Annotated in this window: 15 protein-coding genes; 4 read left to right on the top strand and 11 right to left on the bottom strand. The window is 65.3% G+C overall.

Going from position 1 to position 15,827, the window contains the following annotated elements; all coding sequences use genetic code 11:
• Positions 1-281: 281 nt before the first annotated feature.
• Positions 282-1,802 (bottom strand): MFS transporter, encoded by a 1,521-nt coding sequence (locus VGV07_RS03675; RefSeq protein ID WP_326867337.1) that lies wholly within the window; start codon positions 1,800-1,802, stop codon positions 282-284.
• Positions 1,803-1,923: 121 nt separating this feature from the next.
• Between VGV07_RS03675 and VGV07_RS03670 the strand changes: the two genes are divergently transcribed.
• Positions 1,924-2,271: a hypothetical protein gene (locus VGV07_RS03670; protein WP_326867336.1), complete on the top strand. Its 348-nt coding sequence runs from the start codon at positions 1,924-1,926 to the stop codon at positions 2,269-2,271.
• A gap of 10 nt (positions 2,272-2,281) precedes the next feature.
• Here the strand turns inward: VGV07_RS03670 and VGV07_RS03665 are convergent, their stop codons facing one another.
• The gene (locus tag VGV07_RS03665) at positions 2,282-2,887 is read right to left on the bottom strand and encodes a TetR/AcrR family transcriptional regulator (RefSeq protein WP_326867335.1); all 606 of its coding nucleotides are present in this window, start codon (positions 2,885-2,887) and stop codon (positions 2,282-2,284) included.
• Positions 2,888-3,013: 126 nt separating this feature from the next.
• Here VGV07_RS03665 and VGV07_RS03660 point away from each other — a divergent pair, with 126 nt between their 5' ends.
• Positions 3,014-4,234, top strand: coding sequence for an MFS transporter (locus VGV07_RS03660; protein ID WP_326867334.1), 1,221 nt, complete (start codon positions 3,014-3,016; stop codon positions 4,232-4,234).
• Positions 4,235-4,488: 254 nt separating this feature from the next.
• On the opposite strand, the gene VGV07_RS03655 is transcribed toward VGV07_RS03660, so the two are convergent.
• On the bottom strand, positions 4,489-5,166 hold the full coding sequence (locus tag VGV07_RS03655) for an FAD-binding oxidoreductase (RefSeq protein ID WP_326867333.1): 678 nt from the start codon (positions 5,164-5,166) through the stop codon (positions 4,489-4,491).
• A gap of 293 nt (positions 5,167-5,459) precedes the next feature.
• On the opposite strand from VGV07_RS03655, the gene VGV07_RS03650 reads away from it, so the two are divergent.
• Positions 5,460-5,810 carry a hypothetical protein gene (locus VGV07_RS03650; RefSeq protein WP_326867332.1) on the top strand — a complete coding sequence of 117 codons (351 nt, stop codon included), beginning with the start codon at positions 5,460-5,462 and terminating at the stop codon, positions 5,808-5,810.
• Positions 5,811-5,876: 66 nt separating this feature from the next.
• Here VGV07_RS03650 and VGV07_RS03645 read toward each other — a convergent pair whose 3' ends face one another.
• The 4 genes from VGV07_RS03645 to lnt all read right to left on the bottom strand — a co-directional run bounded on the left by VGV07_RS03645 (position 5,877) and on the right by lnt (position 10,295).
• Positions 5,877-6,284: a helix-turn-helix domain-containing protein gene (locus VGV07_RS03645; RefSeq protein ID WP_326867331.1), complete on the bottom strand. Its 408-nt coding sequence runs from the start codon at positions 6,282-6,284 to the stop codon at positions 5,877-5,879.
• A gap of 172 nt (positions 6,285-6,456) precedes the next feature.
• A complete protein-coding gene (gene trmB, locus VGV07_RS03640; RefSeq protein WP_326867330.1) occupies positions 6,457-7,167 on the bottom strand; it encodes a tRNA (guanosine(46)-N7)-methyltransferase TrmB in 711 nt (236 codons plus the stop codon).
• A 107-nt stretch (positions 7,168-7,274) separates the two neighbouring features.
• Complete coding sequence (gene metK, locus VGV07_RS03635) at positions 7,275-8,540, bottom strand: methionine adenosyltransferase (protein ID WP_326867329.1); 1,266 nt, start codon at positions 8,538-8,540, stop codon at positions 7,275-7,277.
• A 132-nt stretch (positions 8,541-8,672) separates the two neighbouring features.
• A complete protein-coding gene (lnt, locus tag VGV07_RS03630; protein WP_326867328.1) occupies positions 8,673-10,295 on the bottom strand; it encodes an apolipoprotein N-acyltransferase in 1,623 nt (540 codons plus the stop codon).
• A 147-nt stretch (positions 10,296-10,442) separates the two neighbouring features.
• Between lnt and VGV07_RS03625 the strand changes: the two genes are divergently transcribed.
• Positions 10,443-11,492: a serine hydrolase gene (locus VGV07_RS03625; RefSeq protein WP_326867327.1), complete on the top strand. Its 1,050-nt coding sequence runs from the start codon at positions 10,443-10,445 to the stop codon at positions 11,490-11,492.
• Between the two features lie 147 nt (positions 11,493-11,639).
• On the opposite strand, the gene VGV07_RS03620 is transcribed toward VGV07_RS03625, so the two are convergent.
• Genes VGV07_RS03620 through miaB form a run of 4 tightly spaced genes read right to left on the bottom strand, consistent with a single transcriptional unit; the run spans position 11,640 to position 15,681 of the window.
• A complete protein-coding gene (locus VGV07_RS03620; protein ID WP_326867326.1) occupies positions 11,640-12,689 on the bottom strand; it encodes a hemolysin family protein in 1,050 nt (349 codons plus the stop codon).
• 44 nt (positions 12,690-12,733) lie between these two features.
• Positions 12,734-13,207 (bottom strand): rRNA maturation RNase YbeY, encoded by a 474-nt coding sequence (ybeY, locus tag VGV07_RS03615; protein WP_326867325.1) that lies wholly within the window; start codon positions 13,205-13,207, stop codon positions 12,734-12,736.
• On the bottom strand, positions 13,207-14,229 hold the full coding sequence (locus VGV07_RS03610) for a PhoH family protein (RefSeq protein ID WP_326867324.1): 1,023 nt from the start codon (positions 14,227-14,229) through the stop codon (positions 13,207-13,209). The genes ybeY and VGV07_RS03610 overlap by 1 nt, the downstream gene beginning before the upstream one ends.
• Positions 14,230-14,268: 39 nt before the next feature.
• On the bottom strand, positions 14,269-15,681 hold the full coding sequence (miaB, locus tag VGV07_RS03605; protein ID WP_326867323.1) for a tRNA (N6-isopentenyl adenosine(37)-C2)-methylthiotransferase MiaB: 1,413 nt from the start codon (positions 15,679-15,681) through the stop codon (positions 14,269-14,271).
• Positions 15,682-15,827: the final 146 nt, after the last annotated feature.

The following is a 15,827-nucleotide window of genomic DNA, read 5'->3' as shown; positions in this document are numbered from 1 at the left end:
CGCTCGCCTCGGGGGATGGACCGGATACTACGGAAAACCCGGCCCCGTCGTCATGCTTCAGGGCTGGCTCGAAATCCAAACCGCCAAGCGCGCCGTCCAAACCCTCGCCGCACACCTCAATGTGTGAATCTAGTAGCCCCGACGGGGGAGAGGAAAAGGGGTGATTGCCGGGCTCTCTGGATTCTTCTCCCCGTCGGGTCACGGGACGAGGGCGTAGCCCTCGCCCGGAGGTGGCGCGTAGCGCCGGATGAGGGGTAAGCCACGATGAACGAGGGAACCCTCTAGGCCGTCGCCGGCCGGATGCCCCGGAACATCGCTATGGTGGTCACTGCCGCGACAAGCACGATGGCGGCTCCCAGCAGCGAGGTCACCAGCATGGCGTCGGCATAGGCGACGCGCGCCGCTTCCAGCAGCGCCAGGCCGCCCTCGGGCAGGCTCTCGGCAGCGCTGTGGGCCCCGCCGATGCCGCGCAGCGCCATCGCCACGGCTTCCCCCGACAGGCCCTGTGGCAGGGTTTCGCCGAGCCCGCCGCGATACAGCACCGTGAGGATGCTGCCGAGCAGTGCAATGCCCAGCGCCCCGCCGAACTCCGAGCTCGTCTCGTTGAGCCCGGACGCCGCACCGGCCCGCTCCGGCGGAGCCGAGCTCATCACCAGGTCCGCCGCGATCGTCGCCACCGGGGCGAGGCCCAGCGACAGCACGGTGTCGGCGGTGATCAGCGTGATCAGGTCGCGTGACGGTGCGGTAAGGCCGATCACCAGCAGCGCCACGGCGGCAACGGTCAACCCGAGCGCCAGCACATAGGCCGGCCGCATCCGGCTCAGCAGCGACGGCGTGATCAGCGAGCCGACGACGAAGCCGAGCCCCGGCGGCAGGCTCCACAGGCCCGCTTCAAACGGTGTCAGTCCCAGCACCAGCTGCATGTACTGCGCCACCACCAGGAACGTACCGAACATCGCGAAGAAGCCGAACACGTTGATGCCGAGCGCCGCGCTGAAGGCCGGGCGGCCAAACAGGCTCAGGTCGAGCAGCGGGTGCGTGAGCCGCAGCTGTCGCCAGGCGAAGACGATGCCGGTCGCCAGGCCCAGGGCGATTGCGCCGACGCTGATCGGCAGCTCGCCGCCCTCGGCCAGCGACTTGATGCCATAGATGATCGACAGCACGGCGGCTATCGACAGGGCAGCACTCAGGAGGTCGAGCTTGCCGGCCTGCGGATCCTTGTATTCGGGCAGGAGCCGCGGCGCGACGAGCAGCAGCAGGACCATCACCGGGACGGCGATGAGGAACACCGAGCCCCACCAGAAATAGTTGAGCAGCACGCCGCCCACCACCGGACCAAGCGCCCCGCCGGTCGAAAAGCTCGCCACCCAGACGCTGATGGCAATGGTGCGCTCGCGGTCGTCGCGGAACATGTTGGTAATCAGCGACAGTGTCGAGGGCGCGAGAGTCGCGCCGGCGATGCCGAGCAGGGCTCGGGCAAAGATCAATGTTTCTGCCGTGGGGGCGAAGGCGGCGACGATCGAGGCCGCGCCAAAGGCAACGGCGCCGATCAACAGAAGTTTCCGCCGCCCGATGCGGTCGCCCAGCGTCCCCATGGTGAGAAGCGAGCCGGCAACGAAGAAGCCGTAGATATCGACGATCCACAACAGTTGCGCCGCCGTAGGGTTGAGCGAGGCGGTCAGCGACGGCACCGCGAGGTTGAGGACCGTCAGATCCATGGCATAGAGGATGCAGGGAAGGGCGATGACCGCCAGCCCAATCCATTCGCGCCGTGTGGCGCGCAGCGTCGTCGTGCTAGACATGCAGCGTCCCTTCCTGTCCATCGTTGGCAGGATGGTACAGCTCTAAGACTGCCAGCTCCTGTCAGGCTATCCGGCTGCAACTCGACCACCAAAGACTGGCAGCTTTGCGAGGTTGACCGGCGTGGCCGGCTCGACCCGCTGGTCGGGAATTGGCGGGCGCCTCGTGCGCCCCCATATTACCGGCATGACGCTTTCCCCGGACATCTCACCGGCCGCAGTCTGGACCATCCTGACCTCGTGGCCACGCGGTTACTTCACCGCCCGCTTCGCCGGGCGACGCTACGGGGTCACCAACACGGCGCACGCCAATGGCCGGAGCTTCAAGCTCTATGCCGAGGAGCTAGGTGGCGCCGACCGCATCAGCCTCAACATCTATCGCCCACCCAGCCGCGTCGAGCCGGCGCTTAAGCCCTGCGAGATGCCGGTCGACAAGGTGACCGCCTTCGTCGTCGGAGCGGTGCCCGAGTAGCGCTGTCGCCTCAGCGGCGGTCCGGCGCGCCCCGCCGCAGGCCTTCTACCAGCCGCCGGTAGCCCGCTGTGGCGCGCTTCGACACCGCCAATGGGTCTTCGGCGTTGGCGATCCATTGCGCCGCGTAACAGGAGGCACCGTTGACCATGCGGGCAGTCGCCTCCGGGTCCACGTCGGCGATGATACCGCTTTCGAGCAGCCCCTCGAGGCTTTGCTTCATCGCCGTTATGCAGCCATTGGCGCTCGGCCACGACGCCGGATCGCCGAGGATGGCAGGACCGTCCCGCAGCACGATACGCCGGATCTCGGGCTCCAGCGCCATCTCGATATAGCCGATGCCCTGCTCGAGGAAAGCCTCCCAGGCGTTCGGTGCGCTGGCGGTGCGGATGGCGAGTCGGGCGGTCATCTCGGCGTCGATCTCGGTGACCACCGCCTCGAACAGTCCGCGTTTGTCGCCGAAATGGTGGTAGAGCGCGCCCCGAGTCAGCCCCACATCCGAAGTGAAATGATCCATCGAGGCCTCGGCATAGCCGACTTCGGCAAACGCCTTGCGGCCTGCCGCCATCAGCTTGGCACGGGTTTCGACGATCATCTCGCTGCGGGTTCTCTGTGCCATGGCCTGCCTTCTTCACATACGCTGCGTATGCCAATTGACATACGTCGCGTATGTCACTAGATCATTCGCATACGCCGCGTATGTAAATCATGTAGTCCGCGGCTCATCGATTGTCGAGGGATCGCCATGCCGAATCCATATGTAGAGATTTTCCGGGCGCCCGGCGCCAAGGGCTTTGCCGCCGCCGGTTTCGTTGCCCGCATGCCGATGGCGATGGCGCCGATCGGCATCGTCGCCATGCTGTCGCAGACCCATGGCGAGTTCTGGCTGGCCGGCGCCGTGTCCGCCACCTATGCGCTTGCCAACGCCTTGTTCGCCCCGCAGATCTCGCGCGTCGTCGATCGGCTGGGCCAGTCCCGCGTGCTGCTCCCCAGCACCATTGTCGCGGTCGCCGCCTTCGTTGCCCTGATGCTCGCAGCCTGGCAGGATTGGCCGCTCTGGACGCTGTTCGCGGCCGCGCTGGCCGCAGCGGTGATGCCGAGCTATCCGGCGATGATCCGGGCCCGCTGGAGCGAACTGTTCCGCGATCGTCCGGAACTCAACACCGCCTTCGCCTTCGAATCCTCGGCCGACGAGCTGGTCTACATCGCCGGGGCGTCGCTGTCGGTGGGCCTCGCGGTAGCGCTGTTTCCCGAGGCCGGGCTCCTCGCCAGCACGCTGTTCCTGGCGCTCGGCGGCTTCGCCTTCATCGCGCAGCGACGGACCGAGCCGGCACCCGGCGCCGCAGTGGCCGGCGGCGGGCAGTCCGCCATTCGGCAGCGGCCGGTGCAGATCATTACCCTCGCCCTGATCTTCGTCGGCGCGATCTTCGCCACTGCCGAAGTGAGCGCCGTGGCGATTACCGAAAAGCTCGGTGAGCCAGGCGCTGCCAGCCTCGTCATTGGCGTCTACGCCGTCGGCTCGTTCGTTGTCGGCCTGATCGTTGGCGCCTTGAACCTGAAACTGGCGCTGGAAAAACAGCTGGCGATCGCGCTGGCCGTCATCGCCGTCACCGCCTGGCCGCTCTTGTTCGTCGACAGCGTACCGACACTGGCGCTTGCCGTGTTTGCCAGTGGGGTCGCCATCTCGCCCACCTTCATCACCGCCTTCGGCCTGATCGAACGCCGGGTGCCGGCCGCGATGCTCACAGAAGGCATCACCTGGGTGATGACCGGCATCGGCATCGGCATGGCGCTCGGCTCGTTCGTTACCGGCTGGGTGGTGGATACCTACGGCGCCAGCAACGGCTTCGTCGTCTCGGTGGTGGCGGGCGCCCTCGCCTTGCTGACCGTGCTGCTCGGCCAGCGGACGCTCTCCGGGCGAGGTCGCAGTGTCGCGGCGGGAGCTGAAGCTCAGCCGGCCGAATAAGCCGCAAGGAAAGGAACAAGGGCCCGGCATAAAGCCGGGCCCTTTGCCTTCTGCAGGCCCTGACGACTACGTGCGGCCTGTTCTCTACAAGTCCCCCAAGCTCGGTATCATCCCCGCGAAAGCGGGGACCTCCGTTTGCGACCGTACGGCGGGCACTAAAACAGAGGTTCCCGCTTTCGCGGGAATGACCCGGTGGGTGGGACACAACGTCTTGGTTCCAAGGTGAGCGTGGAGGTCAACCGGCGCCTGCCGCCTCACGGCTTCTCCCAGGTCAGCGCTTCCGCCTTGGCGCCCAGGCCACCCAGCGCCGCCTTGAGGTCGGCGACCATCGGGTCCGGGCCGCAGAGGTAAAAGTTCTGGCTGATGTCGTGCACCTGCCGCTTGAGGAACGTCTCGTCGATCCGCTCGTGCAGCACGCCCGTCGCGTTCGGCTCGTCGGTTACCGTCCAGGTCGTCTCGAGTCCCGCCATCGCTTCGAACTCGTCGCGCAGGATGATGTCCTCGGCCTTGCGGTTCGAGGCGATCAGCCGGTGGCCGTCGAGCTTGCCGGCCTGGTGGAGTTGCCTGAGGATGGCGATGAACGGCGTCACCCCCGCCCCGCCGGCAATGAAGGTGCCGGGCCCCTTGTAGGTAATGGTGCCCCAGGGGTCGCGCAGCACCAGCTTGTGGCCCGGGCCATAGCTGAACAGCCGCTCGGTCATGCCGTCGCCGCCGGTGTTGAAGTAGCTCTTGATGGTGAACTCGAGATAGTCCCAGTCGTTGAGCGAGGTGAAGGTGAAGGGGTGCTTCTTGTCGCGCCAGCCATCCTCGTCGAGCGAAAGCTCGGTGGCCTGGCCCGGCTCGAAGCGGTAGCCGGCGGGCTTTTCCAGCACGTAGCGCCGCACATTATGCGTCACTTGCTGAATATTTAGAATTCTCACGGTTTGGTGCACGGCGCGTCTCCTTGTCGCTCTGAGACGCTGAAAATGCGCGCCTGGTTCCCACAAAACCATGACCGATCGGCAGAGAAAACGATGCTCAAGCCCAGCTTTTGCCGATGGTTTCCTTGAGGCAACCAACCCCCTTTGAGGGAGGTGGGTTTCTCACAAGATGGTGGCGTTCCCACGTGTAACCCTCTGCACACATTATCGAATTTCAAGGGCAAGAAGTGCAGATTTCGTGTCTTGCGACTCCGCCGCCGGAGTCCGATCTCCCTGTTGTCCAGAAAACGAAAGGGACATGAAAAATGAAGACTTCTGCTCTTGGCCTTGCCGCTCTCCTCGTCGTTGGCGGTCTCTCGGTTCCCGCTTTTGCGGCCTCGGAAGATTCCAGCTTCGACAGTGATTTCCTGGTGACCCAGCTGAACCACAAGGGCGTTGCAGCCACCGACGTCTATGAGAACGCCGACAACGTTATCCGCGCCGTGGTCAAGCAGGCCGACGGTTCCTCGAAGTTCGAGTACTTCTACAAGGATACGCTGACCCCGGTGAAAGCTTCGATGGGCGGTAACACCCGTGTGCTGAGCAAGATCGACACCGGCGCCCGTACGGCTCCGGTCAACGAGGGCTCGCTGCTCGTCGATAACTTCTTCGACTGATGGCAATCCTCCGAGCCGGCGGGCTACGTGCCTGCCGGCTCGCTGATCCCGGGAGCCATCCGGGGATCAACGGCCGGTGCTGATCCGCAGCACCGGAGGCTCGAGCTGATCGGCGTCACGCGCGTCGAAAAGCTGCCGCGCCTCCAGCACCCGATGCCAGTGGCGCGCGGCAAAAGCCTCGAAGGCTTCAAAAGCCTTCAGCGCCTCGGCACCGAGTTCGGTGAGCGCATAGTCGACCCGCGGTGGAATCGTTGCGTAGCTGGTGCGGCTGACGAAGCCATCGCGCTCCAGCGCCCTAAGGCTCGAGGTCAGCGCCTTTTGCGAAATGGTGCCGATCTCACGCTGCAGCTCGGAAAACCGCAATGTGTCATGCCTGAGATGCAGCACGACGGTGAGCGTCCACTTGCTGTTTCGAGTGGTCAAAAGTTCCTCGAGCACGGCCTGGTTGACGGGCGAACGGTTCTGCTGACGCATACGCCAACTCCACGCAGAATAGTGGCCAGCCGTTACCGGATGGCGCGAAATCCCCATCGTCGCATATCGTTCACGAGGCGGCGTTTACCAGAGGCGGCGGCCAGATTTCCTTGGCCGGTTGCCTGAACGTTGCATTAACTACCGGTACGCGATGGGGTGGACCTGTTGCGGTCTAGCGGCGCTCGAAGCTCAGGTAGAAACTGATGTTCCGGCCCGCCGCGCGGGCTTTTTCCTCGTACCGCGTCGGCGCCCAGCCGGTATACGGCTCGTGCCAGATCCGCGGTCGCTCCGGCGCGAAAACGAAATCCGGCGAGCGCAGGATATGCGCCAGCGTCCAGTTGGCATAATCGTCGATATCGGTGGCAAAGCGGAACGGCGCTCCCGGCTTCAGCGTGCGCCCGAGCTCGCTGAGCGTCAGCGGTGAGATGAAGCGTCGCTTATGGTGTCGCGTCTTCGGCCACGGGTCGGGATAGAGCAGGAAGGCGCCATCGAGGCTGGCGTCGGGGAGCTTCTGCAACAGCTTCAGCGCGTCGTCGGTATAGAGCCGGATGTTGCCGAGCTCCTCTTCGTCGATCTGCTGCAGCAGCTTGGCGATGCCGCCGGAAAACACCTCGCAGCCGATATAGCCGGTTTCAGGATGGCGGCTGGCCTCGAGCGACAGGTGCTCGCCCCCGCCATAACCGATCTCGATCTCGCGCCGTGTCGATCCCGGAAACAGCGTCGCCGGATCGAGCATCTCGTCGCCGAGCGCGACTTCCAGCTCCGGCAGCAGCTCCTTGAACAGCTGGTCCTGCCCCTTGTGCAGGCGCTTGCCCGAGCGGCGGCCAAAAAAGGCGCGCGGCTCGCCATCGACATTGAGGGGATGGTGGGGTTTGTCGGTCATGGGGTCCCACTAGCACGGAGTTCCGGCTCCGGCTGCCAAAAACAGAGATCCCCGCTTTCGCGGGGATGACTTGGTTGATTGCCGTACCTCTAGCGGAGGCAGGAACCTCAGGCGGCTGCCTTCACCGCGGCCTTGAGCGCCGGGACCAGGTCGATCTTTTCCCAGCTGAACGAGCCGTCACGGCCCGGCTTGCGGCCGAAATGGCCATAGGCCGAGGTCTTGGCATAGATCGGCTTGTTGAGGTCGAGATGGGTGCGGATGCCGCGCGGGCTGAGGTCGAACACCTCGCCCAGCACCGTCTCCAGTTTGTCCTCGGCCACCTTGCCGGTGCCATGCAGGTCGACATAGATCGACAGCGGCTTGGCGACGCCGATGGCGTAACTCAGCTGGATGGTGGCGCGGTCGGCCAGGCCGGCAGCGACGACGTTCTTGGCGAGGTAGCGTGCCGCATAGGCGGCCGAGCGGTCGACCTTGGTCGGGTCCTTGCCCGAGAAGGCGCCGCCGCCATGCGGGGCCGCCCCGCCATAGGTATCGACGATGATCTTGCGGCCGGTGAGGCCGGCATCGCCATCCGGGCCGCCGACCACGAACTTGCCCGTCGGGTTGACGTGCCAGACGGTGTCCTTGGAGATCCAGCCCTCGGGCAGCGAGGCGCGCACATAGGGCTCGACGATCTTGCGCACATCCTCCGAGCTGAGGCTCGCATCGACATGCTGGGTCGAGACGACGATCTGGGTGACGCCGACCGGCTGGCCGTTCTCGTAACGGATGGTGACCTGGCTCTTGGCATCGGGGCCGAGCTTGATCGCGGCGCCTTCGCCGGCCTTGCGCGCGATAGTCAGCGCCTCGAGGATCTTGTGGGCGTAGTAGATCGGGGCGGGAAGCAGTTCCGGGGTCTCGCGGCTGGCATAGCCGAACATGATGCCCTGGTCGCCGGCGCCGACATCCTTGTTGCCGGTTTCGTCGACGCCCTGCGCAATATCGGCCGACTGGCCATGCAGCAGCACATCGATCTTGGCGGTCTTCCAGTGAAAGCCCGACTGCTCGTAGCCGATCGCCTTGATCGCCTTGCGGGCGGTCGACTTGAACTTGGCCGGGTTGACCACCGGATGGCCGGCGGCGTCGGTGAGGATCTTGCCGTCCTTGCCCTTCTTCAACAGCGTCTCGGGCACCCGAACTTCGCCGGCGATGATCACTCGATTGGTGGTTGCAAGGGTCTCGCAGGCGATGCGCACCTTGGCGGGATCCATGCCGGCCTTCTTGGCCTCGCGGAACACTAGGTCGACGATCTCGTCGGAAATCCGGTCGCAGACTTTATCCGGATGGCCCTCCGAAACCGACTCCGAGGTGAAGAGATAAGAAGACCGAGCCAAGGCGAAACCCCCGAAAAATGGTCAAAAAGTGCGAAAATCGCACAGTTGAGCGGTGTTCTGCCACTCAGACACTGCGCGGTCAAGCCATATAAAGGAAGCTTTATGTCCCAGTCGGGCGCTGCCGCAGAAAATTCATGCGATGCGCCTGGGGCGTCGGGCCGCCACCAGTGAGCCAAGCATGCCCAGCACCACCGCGCCCCAGAATGGCAGGTCGCCGACGCGGTTGAACAGGGTGCCGCCGGGCACCGGCTCGCTCGGCACCACATCCAGCACGCCAACCTGATCTTCCGCCAGTTGCGCCGCCACCCGGCCGAGCGGATCGACACTGAGCGTCATCCCGGTATTGGCGGCGCGCAACATCGGCAGCCCCGTCTCGACTGCCCGCATCCGCGCATGGTGGGCATGCTGCGCCGGGCCAATCGAGCCCATGAACCAGGCGTCATTGGTGACATTGAGGATGAACTGCGCCGTCTCGACATCTTGGCGGTCGCCGATATCGCCGGGGAACACCGCCTCGTAGCAGACCAGGGCCAGGAACGGCGGGGTGCCTGGTGGGCTCATCAGCCGGCGGCCATCGCCAGCCGCCCAGCCATTGGTGCCCGGTACGAGCTGGTTGATGCCGAACAGCCGCCAGAAGCTTTGGAACGGCAGGTACTCGCCGAACGGCACGAGGTGCGACTTGCCATAGCTCGCTACCACCTCGCCGTTACTGTCGATGGCGAGGATCGAGTTGAAGCCCGGATTGTCGGGGATCGGCAGGCCATCGTCGCCGAGCGGCTCGCGCGGCGCGCCGGTGAGCAGCAGCGTCGTATCGGGCAGCATGCGCGCAATGCGCGCAATGCCGTCCGGGTAGTTGGTGAGGAAGAACGGGAACACCGATTCCGGCCACACCAGGTGGGTGACGCCGGTAAGACCGGGGTCGGTCGGCGTCAGCTGGCTCTCCGACAGGCTGATCAGCTGGTTGATGATGGCGTCGGGGTCGGCCACCGACCAGTCGGCATGTTCGAGGATCATCGGCTGCACCATGCGCACTTTCATGTCGGTGCGCGCCGTGAGCGTCGTCGTGCTGAGCCGCCAGTTGCCATAGGCGACCTGGGCCGCGATCACTGCAATGGCGAGAAAGATCGGGATCAGCCGGCGTACCAGCCCACGCTGGTCGGCCGGCCAGATCAGCGCCGGCGTCATGGCGATCAGCGCTGCAATGAAGGTGAGCCCGTAACTGCCGACCACCGAAGCGAGCTGCAGCATCTGGTCATTGGCGGTCAGCGCATAGCCGAGAAGGTCGAACGGGAAGCCCGAGAACAGGTGGCCGCGCCCCCATTCGGCCAGCGCCAGGAAACTGGCGAGGGTGACGATACGAAATGCGCCGCCCGACCAGACGAGGTGCGCCAGGGCGCTGCCCAGCCCCCAAAAGAGCGAGAGAATGGCGGCAAGCCCGACAATGGCGAACGGCATCAGGACGAGGAAGACGCCGCCTTCCTGCAGGAATGCCGCCCCGAGCCAATGCAGCGCCACGGCGAAATAACCGAGCCCGAATCCGAAGCCGATCTGGAAGGCTGGCCCGACCAGCCGGCGCCAGCCGCGGCGATGCTCGGCGCCATCCAGCGCCCAGACCCACACCGGCAGGGTGATAAAGAGCGCCGGCAACAGGAAGAATGGTGGCGCCGAGGCGGCGGCGATCGCGCCGGCCACGACGACGATCAGGAAGCGCCGCCAGCCATGGCTCAGCATCACGGTCTCGGCGAGCCAGGTCATGCGGCGCTCGAATCACAGGGCATGTGGCAAGGTCGCGAGGCGGGAGCGCCGGGTCAAGCTCGGCAACGCGAACACCAGCGCAACCGTGATCAAGCGCGCGGGCTCGGCCATAGTTCAGCATGCGGTCGGCAAACTGAGGAGGCGATGGTGACCAACTGGACCAGGGCAACGCCCGAAGCGGCGGGCTTTGCCGCCAATCTCGAGCGCAAGCTCGCAGCGGGCTTCGAATCGGGGCTGCTGCTGCCCATCCACGCCCTGCTGATCGGCCGCGCCGGCAAGCTGGTGCTCGAACAGTACTTTGACGGCGAGGACGAGAGCTGGGGCGATCAGCTGGGCCGCGTGCAGTTCGGCCCCGAGGTGCTGCACGACCTCCGCTCGGTGACCAAGAGTGTCGTCGGCCTGCTCTATGGCATCGCGCTCGAGCGCGGGCTGGTGCCGGCGCTCGATACGCCGGTAGTCGACGGCTTTCCCGAGTATCCCGAGCTCGTCGCCGATCCCGAGCGCCGCAAGATAACGGTAGCGCATACCCTCAACATGACCATGGGCATGGAGTGGGACGAGAACAAACCCTATACCGACCCGACAAACTCCGAGATTGCCATGGAGATGGCGGCGGACCGCTATCGATTCATCCTCGATCGCCCGATCACCGGCAAACCGGGCGAAAAATGGGTCTATTCCGGCGGCGCCGTGGCGCTGATCGGTGCGTTGATCGAGCGAGGCTCCGGCCAGAAGCTCCCCGACTTCGCGCGTGAAACGCTGTTTGCGCCGCTCGGCATCACCGATTTCTACTGGCTGGCGGGGAGCGACGGCGTGGCGTCACCCGCCTCGGGCCTCCGCCTCACGGCTCCGGATCTGTTGCGGATCGGTGCCATGCTGGTCGATGGCGGTCGCCACGAGGGACGACAGGTGGTGCCCGAGGCGTGGCTCGAGGCGTCGTGGACACCGGCAATTCAGACCTGGGATGGGCTCGGCTACGGCCGCCTCTGGTACATTCACGAAGCCCCGGCGCCCGGTTACGACAAGCCGCTGCGTTGGGTCGGCGCCTTCGGCAATGGCGGCCAGCGACTCTGGCTGGCGCCGGAAGCCGGTGTCGCCTGCGTCATCAACGCTGGCGACTACAACAAATTCGACCGCTGGGTGACCCCGGTACGGATCTGGCGCGAGATGGTGGTGGGGAACCTGGTGCGGGCTTGAGGGGGCTCGGTCCCGTCAAGCAAACCACCGGCGTCATCCCCGCGAAGGCGGGGACTCAGTGCGATTTCTCCACCTTCAAAGGTGCTGAGGCATCCCACTAGGTTCCCGCCTTCGCGGGAATGACGCCGGTGTAAAAGTGCCGTCGGATCATTCCGCCGCTGGCGCCTGGTTATCCTCCGGCGCCTTCGCCACCGGCGGCTTCGGCGGCCGGGGCTTCGGCTGCTTCAGGCGCTTGATCTTGACGCGTTTCACCTGCCGGCTGTCGGCCTGCAGGATTTCGAACTCGAAGCCCTTGATGCCGTTGACGTGCTCGCCCTTGGCCGGCACGTGGCCGGCGAGTTCGAACACCAGCCCGCCCAGCGTATCGACTTCGTCGGCATGGCTGCCGGGATCGAAATCGGGGCCGATCACCTCGCGTACTTCCTCGAGCTCGGCGCGCGCCGAGGCGATGAAGACGTTGGAATTCACCTTGCGCACCAGCGCCACGTCGTCGTCGTGCTCGTCCTCGATCTCGCCGACCACTGCTTCGAGCAGGTCCTCGATGGTGACGAGGCCGTCGGTGCCGCCATATTCGTCGATCACCACCGCCATGTGCACGCGTTTGAGCTGCATCTGCTGCAACAGATCACCCACCGGCATCAGCGGCGGCACGAACAGCACCTGGCGCACCAGGTCGAGCTTTTCGAGCCGCGACCGCAGCGGCGTCGACACCAGCTTCACCGGCACCGTCGCTTCTGGGTCGGTTACCGGCTCGGTGATCCGGCGCAGCGCGTCCTTGACGTGGATGAAACCGATAATGTTGTCGAGGCTGTCGCTGTAGACCGGCATGCGCGAGTGGCCGACCTGCCGGAAGCGGGTGACCAGCACGCCGAGCGTTTCGGTGGTTTCGATCGCCTCGATGTCGGCGCGCGGAATCATCACGTCTTCGACCCGCTTCTCGGCGAGGTCCAGCACGTTCTTGAGGATCGTGCGCTCGGACTGGGTGAAGTCGGCGGTGCCGCCGTTGTTCTCGGCTTCAAGCGCCACTTCGAGGTCGTCGCGCAGCGACACGGTGCGCATGGCGATCAGGCCGCGCAGGCTTTGCCACAGACGTTGCCCCCACGTGGCCGCGGGGGCGGGACTAGAAGGAGGCTCGTTGCTGGATTTGGGTTGCGCCGGCTTCTTGGGCGGCGCGGACGGACTGTCGGAGTCGTTCATCGGGTATGGCCGCATGCGGCCTTCAGTTCATCGGAGGGGCTAATTTAGCTGTCGGCGTAGGGATCGGCAATGCCGAGGCTCTGAAGGATCTCGGTTTCGAGCCCCTCCATCTCCTCGGCGTCCGCTTCTTCGATATGGTCGTAGCCGAGAAGGTGCAGGAAACCGTGCACCACCAGATGGGTGAAGTGGGCCTCGAAGGCAATGCCCATCTCCTCGGCTTCCTTCGCTACCGTTTCGCGCGCCAGCGTGATGTCGCCAAGCAAACCGGAGACCGGCGCGAACGGCTCGATCTGCGGGAAACTCAAGACGTTGGTGGATTTGTCGAAGCCGCGCCACTGCCGGTTGAGCTCGCGCTGCTCGGCATCGTCGGTGAGCACTACCGAGACTTCGGTAACGCCGGTCACCTCGGCTTCCGAGTGCTGCAAGGCGGCGCGGATGGCGGTTTCGGCCACCGCCTCGAGGGTTTCGGGCCAGCCCTCCGCGTTGACCGCGAAGGCGATTGATAGTGGCGCTTGCATCAGGCCTTCGTGTTGTTCTCGGCCAGCCGGCGCGCCGTATCGGCTTCGTAGGCCCGGACGATCCGGCCTACCAGCGCGTGACGCACCACATCCTTGTCGTTGAAGCGTGAGATATGCACGCCCTCGACGCCATCGAGCAGATGCACCGCCTCGATCAGCCCGGATTTCTCGCCGCGTGGCAGGTCGACCTGGGTCGGGTCGCCCGTGACGATCATCTTCGAATTCTCGCCCAGGCGGGTCAGGAACATCTTCATCTGCATCGAAGTGGTGTTCTGCGCCTCATCGAGGATCACCACCGCGTTGGCGAGGGTGCGGCCGCGCATGAAGGCGAGCGGCGCCACCTCGATGATGCCCGAGGTGATGCAGCGCTCCACATGCTCGGGGCGCATCATGTCGTAAAGCGCGTCGTAGAGCGGCCGAAGATACGGGTCGACCTTGTCCTTCATGTCCCCGGGGAGAAACCCGAGCCGTTCGCCGGCTTCGACCGCCGGACGGGAAAGGATGATGCGGTTGATGTCGCCGCGTTCCAGCAGCGTCGCCGCATGCGCCACGGCGAGATAGGTCTTGCCGGTACCGGCGGGGCCGACGCCGAACACCAGTTCGCTCCGGTCCATGGCGCGCATATAGGCGTCCTGCGCCGGGGTGCGCGCGACGATGGTGGCCTTGCGGGTCGCGATCTGCGCCATGCGCACCCTGCCCTTCTTCTCGAGCGTCGGCAGCGTCAGCTGGCTGTCCTCGGTCTCGATCATGCGGATGACGCCGTCGACAGTCGACACCTCGATCTGCTGGCCTTCTTCGAGCTGCTCGTAGAGCGACTCGAGGACGCGCCGCGCCTGGTCGACGGAAGTTGCGCCGCCCTTCAGCATCACGTGGTTGCCGCGCGGCGTCGCCTGCACCGACAAGCGCTGTTCGATCAAAGCCAGATGCTGGTCGAAATCGCCGTAGAGCTGCGCGGCGAGCTTGTTGTCTTCGAAAGCGAGTTCAAGCTGGGAGGATGGGCCGTGGTCGGTAGACGGGGGCAAATGCCTGCTCAAATCTCTGGGGCTCCTTGGAACGGCCTCTCAGATATGGGCCGCGATGGCTTGAGACTCAAGAACGCTAGCAGGATTCGGTTCCGCCACTGTGACAATCTTGCCGATCAGAGAATTATTCCGGGCCTCGACGATCTCGACCGGAATGATCTGCCCGATCAGCCGGGTCGGGCCGTCCATATGCACGGCCTGCAGGTACGGCGAGCGGCCGCCGATCTGCCCCGGCTGGCGACCAGGCTTTTCGATCAGCACCTCCAGCGTGCGGCCGACCACCGAGCGATGGAAGGCATGCATCTGGGTGTTGATCTGCTCGTTGAGGCGCTGCAGCCGTTCGGTCTTTGTGGCTTCGGCGACCTGGTTGTCCATCGTCGCGCCCGGCGTGCCGGGGCGGATCGAGTACTTGAAGGTGTAGGCCGAGGCGTAGCCAACTTCGCGCACGACCTGCATCGTCTCGTCGAAATCGGCATCGGTCTCGCCGGGGAAGCCGACGATGAAATCGCCCGACAGCGCCATGTCCGGGCGGGCGGTCATGATGCGCTCGATCACCTGCATGTACTCGGCCCGGGTGTGCCGGCGGTTCATCGCCTTGAGGATGCGGTCCGAACCCGACTGCACCGGCAGATGCAGGTAGGGCATCAGCGCCTTGAGGTCGCGATGCGCCTCGAGCAACTCGTCGCTCATGTCGAGCGGGTGCGAGGTGGTGTACCGGATCCGCGCAATGCCGGGGATTTCGGCGAGCCGGGCGCAGAGCTCACCCAGGCCGACGCTGCGGCCGCGGCCATCGAGGCCGTGATAGGCGTTGACGTTCTGGCCGAGCAGCGTGAGCTCGCGCACTCCGGCCTCGGCGAGATTGCGCGCCTCGCGCAGCACCTGCTCCACCGGGCGCGACACTTCGCTGCCGCGGGTATAGGGCACAACGCAGAACGAACAGAACTTGTCGCAGCCTTCCTGCACGGTGAGGAAGGCAGTGAGGCCGCGGGCGAGGGTGACTTCCTTCTTTGCCGCCGGCAGGTGCTCGAACTTGTCTTCCTCGGGAAAGTCGGTGTCGACCACCTTGGCGCCATTACGGGCGCGGGCGATCAACTCGGGCAGGCGGTGGTAGGATTGCGGACCGAACACCAGGTCGACCGCTGGAGCGCGGCGGACGATCTCGTCGCCCTCGGCCTGCGCCACGCAACCGGCAACGCCGATCATCAGGTCCTGGCCCTGAGCCCGGCGCTCTTCGCGCAGGTCGCGCAGCCGGCCAAGTTCCGAGAACACCTTCTCCGAGGCCTTCTCGCGGATATGGCAGGTGTTGAGCACGACCAAGTCGGCATCTTCCATCACCTGCACCGGCTCATAGCCGTGCGGCGCCAGGGCATCCGCCATACGGTCGGAATCGTAGACGTTCATCTGGCACCCGTAGGTCTTGATGAACAGCTTCTTGGGCGTGTGCTCGGTCATGGCCGGGTGATACACCGAAGTGACGGGGAGTGCAAAAGTGGGGCCGGTGTGGGCTGACCCCCACCCCTGCCCCCTCCCCCTAAACAAGGGGAGGGAGACCAAAACACTGACATTGCAGCATGTGTCTCCCTCCCCAGTAGGGGGAG

This window comes from Devosia sp. (genome assembly GCF_035944845.1).
In the GTDB taxonomy this organism is placed as follows: Bacteria; Pseudomonadota; Alphaproteobacteria; order Rhizobiales; family Devosiaceae; genus Devosia_A.
The sequence above is the reverse complement of the archived record's forward strand: the minus strand, read 5'-3'. Positions and strand labels throughout refer to the sequence as shown.

What these genes read in the sequence shown, in the direction of transcription:
- VGV07_RS03675 (WP_326867337.1), bottom strand. Translation starts at nt 1,802, where the DNA reads ATGTCTAGCACGACGACGCTGCGCGCCACACGGCGCGAATGGATTGGG.
- VGV07_RS03665 (WP_326867335.1), bottom strand. Translation starts at nt 2,887, where the DNA reads ATGGCACAGAGAACCCGCAGCGAGATGATCGTCGAAACCCGTGCCAAG.
- VGV07_RS03660 (WP_326867334.1), top strand. Translation starts at nt 3,014, where the DNA reads ATGCCGAATCCATATGTAGAGATTTTCCGGGCGCCCGGCGCCAAGGGC.
- VGV07_RS03650 (WP_326867332.1), top strand. Translation starts at nt 5,460, where the DNA reads ATGAAGACTTCTGCTCTTGGCCTTGCCGCTCTCCTCGTCGTTGGCGGT.
- VGV07_RS03645 (WP_326867331.1), bottom strand. Translation starts at nt 6,284, where the DNA reads ATGCGTCAGCAGAACCGTTCGCCCGTCAACCAGGCCGTGCTCGAGGAA.
- trmB (WP_326867330.1), bottom strand. Translation starts at nt 7,167, where the DNA reads ATGACCGACAAACCCCACCATCCCCTCAATGTCGATGGCGAGCCGCGC.
- lnt (WP_326867328.1), bottom strand. Translation starts at nt 10,295, where the DNA reads ATGACCTGGCTCGCCGAGACCGTGATGCTGAGCCATGGCTGGCGGCGC.
- VGV07_RS03620 (WP_326867326.1), bottom strand. Translation starts at nt 12,689, where the DNA reads ATGAACGACTCCGACAGTCCGTCCGCGCCGCCCAAGAAGCCGGCGCAA.
- ybeY (WP_326867325.1), bottom strand. Translation starts at nt 13,207, where the DNA reads ATGCAAGCGCCACTATCAATCGCCTTCGCGGTCAACGCGGAGGGCTGG.
- miaB (WP_326867323.1), bottom strand. Translation starts at nt 15,681, where the DNA reads ATGACCGAGCACACGCCCAAGAAGCTGTTCATCAAGACCTACGGGTGC.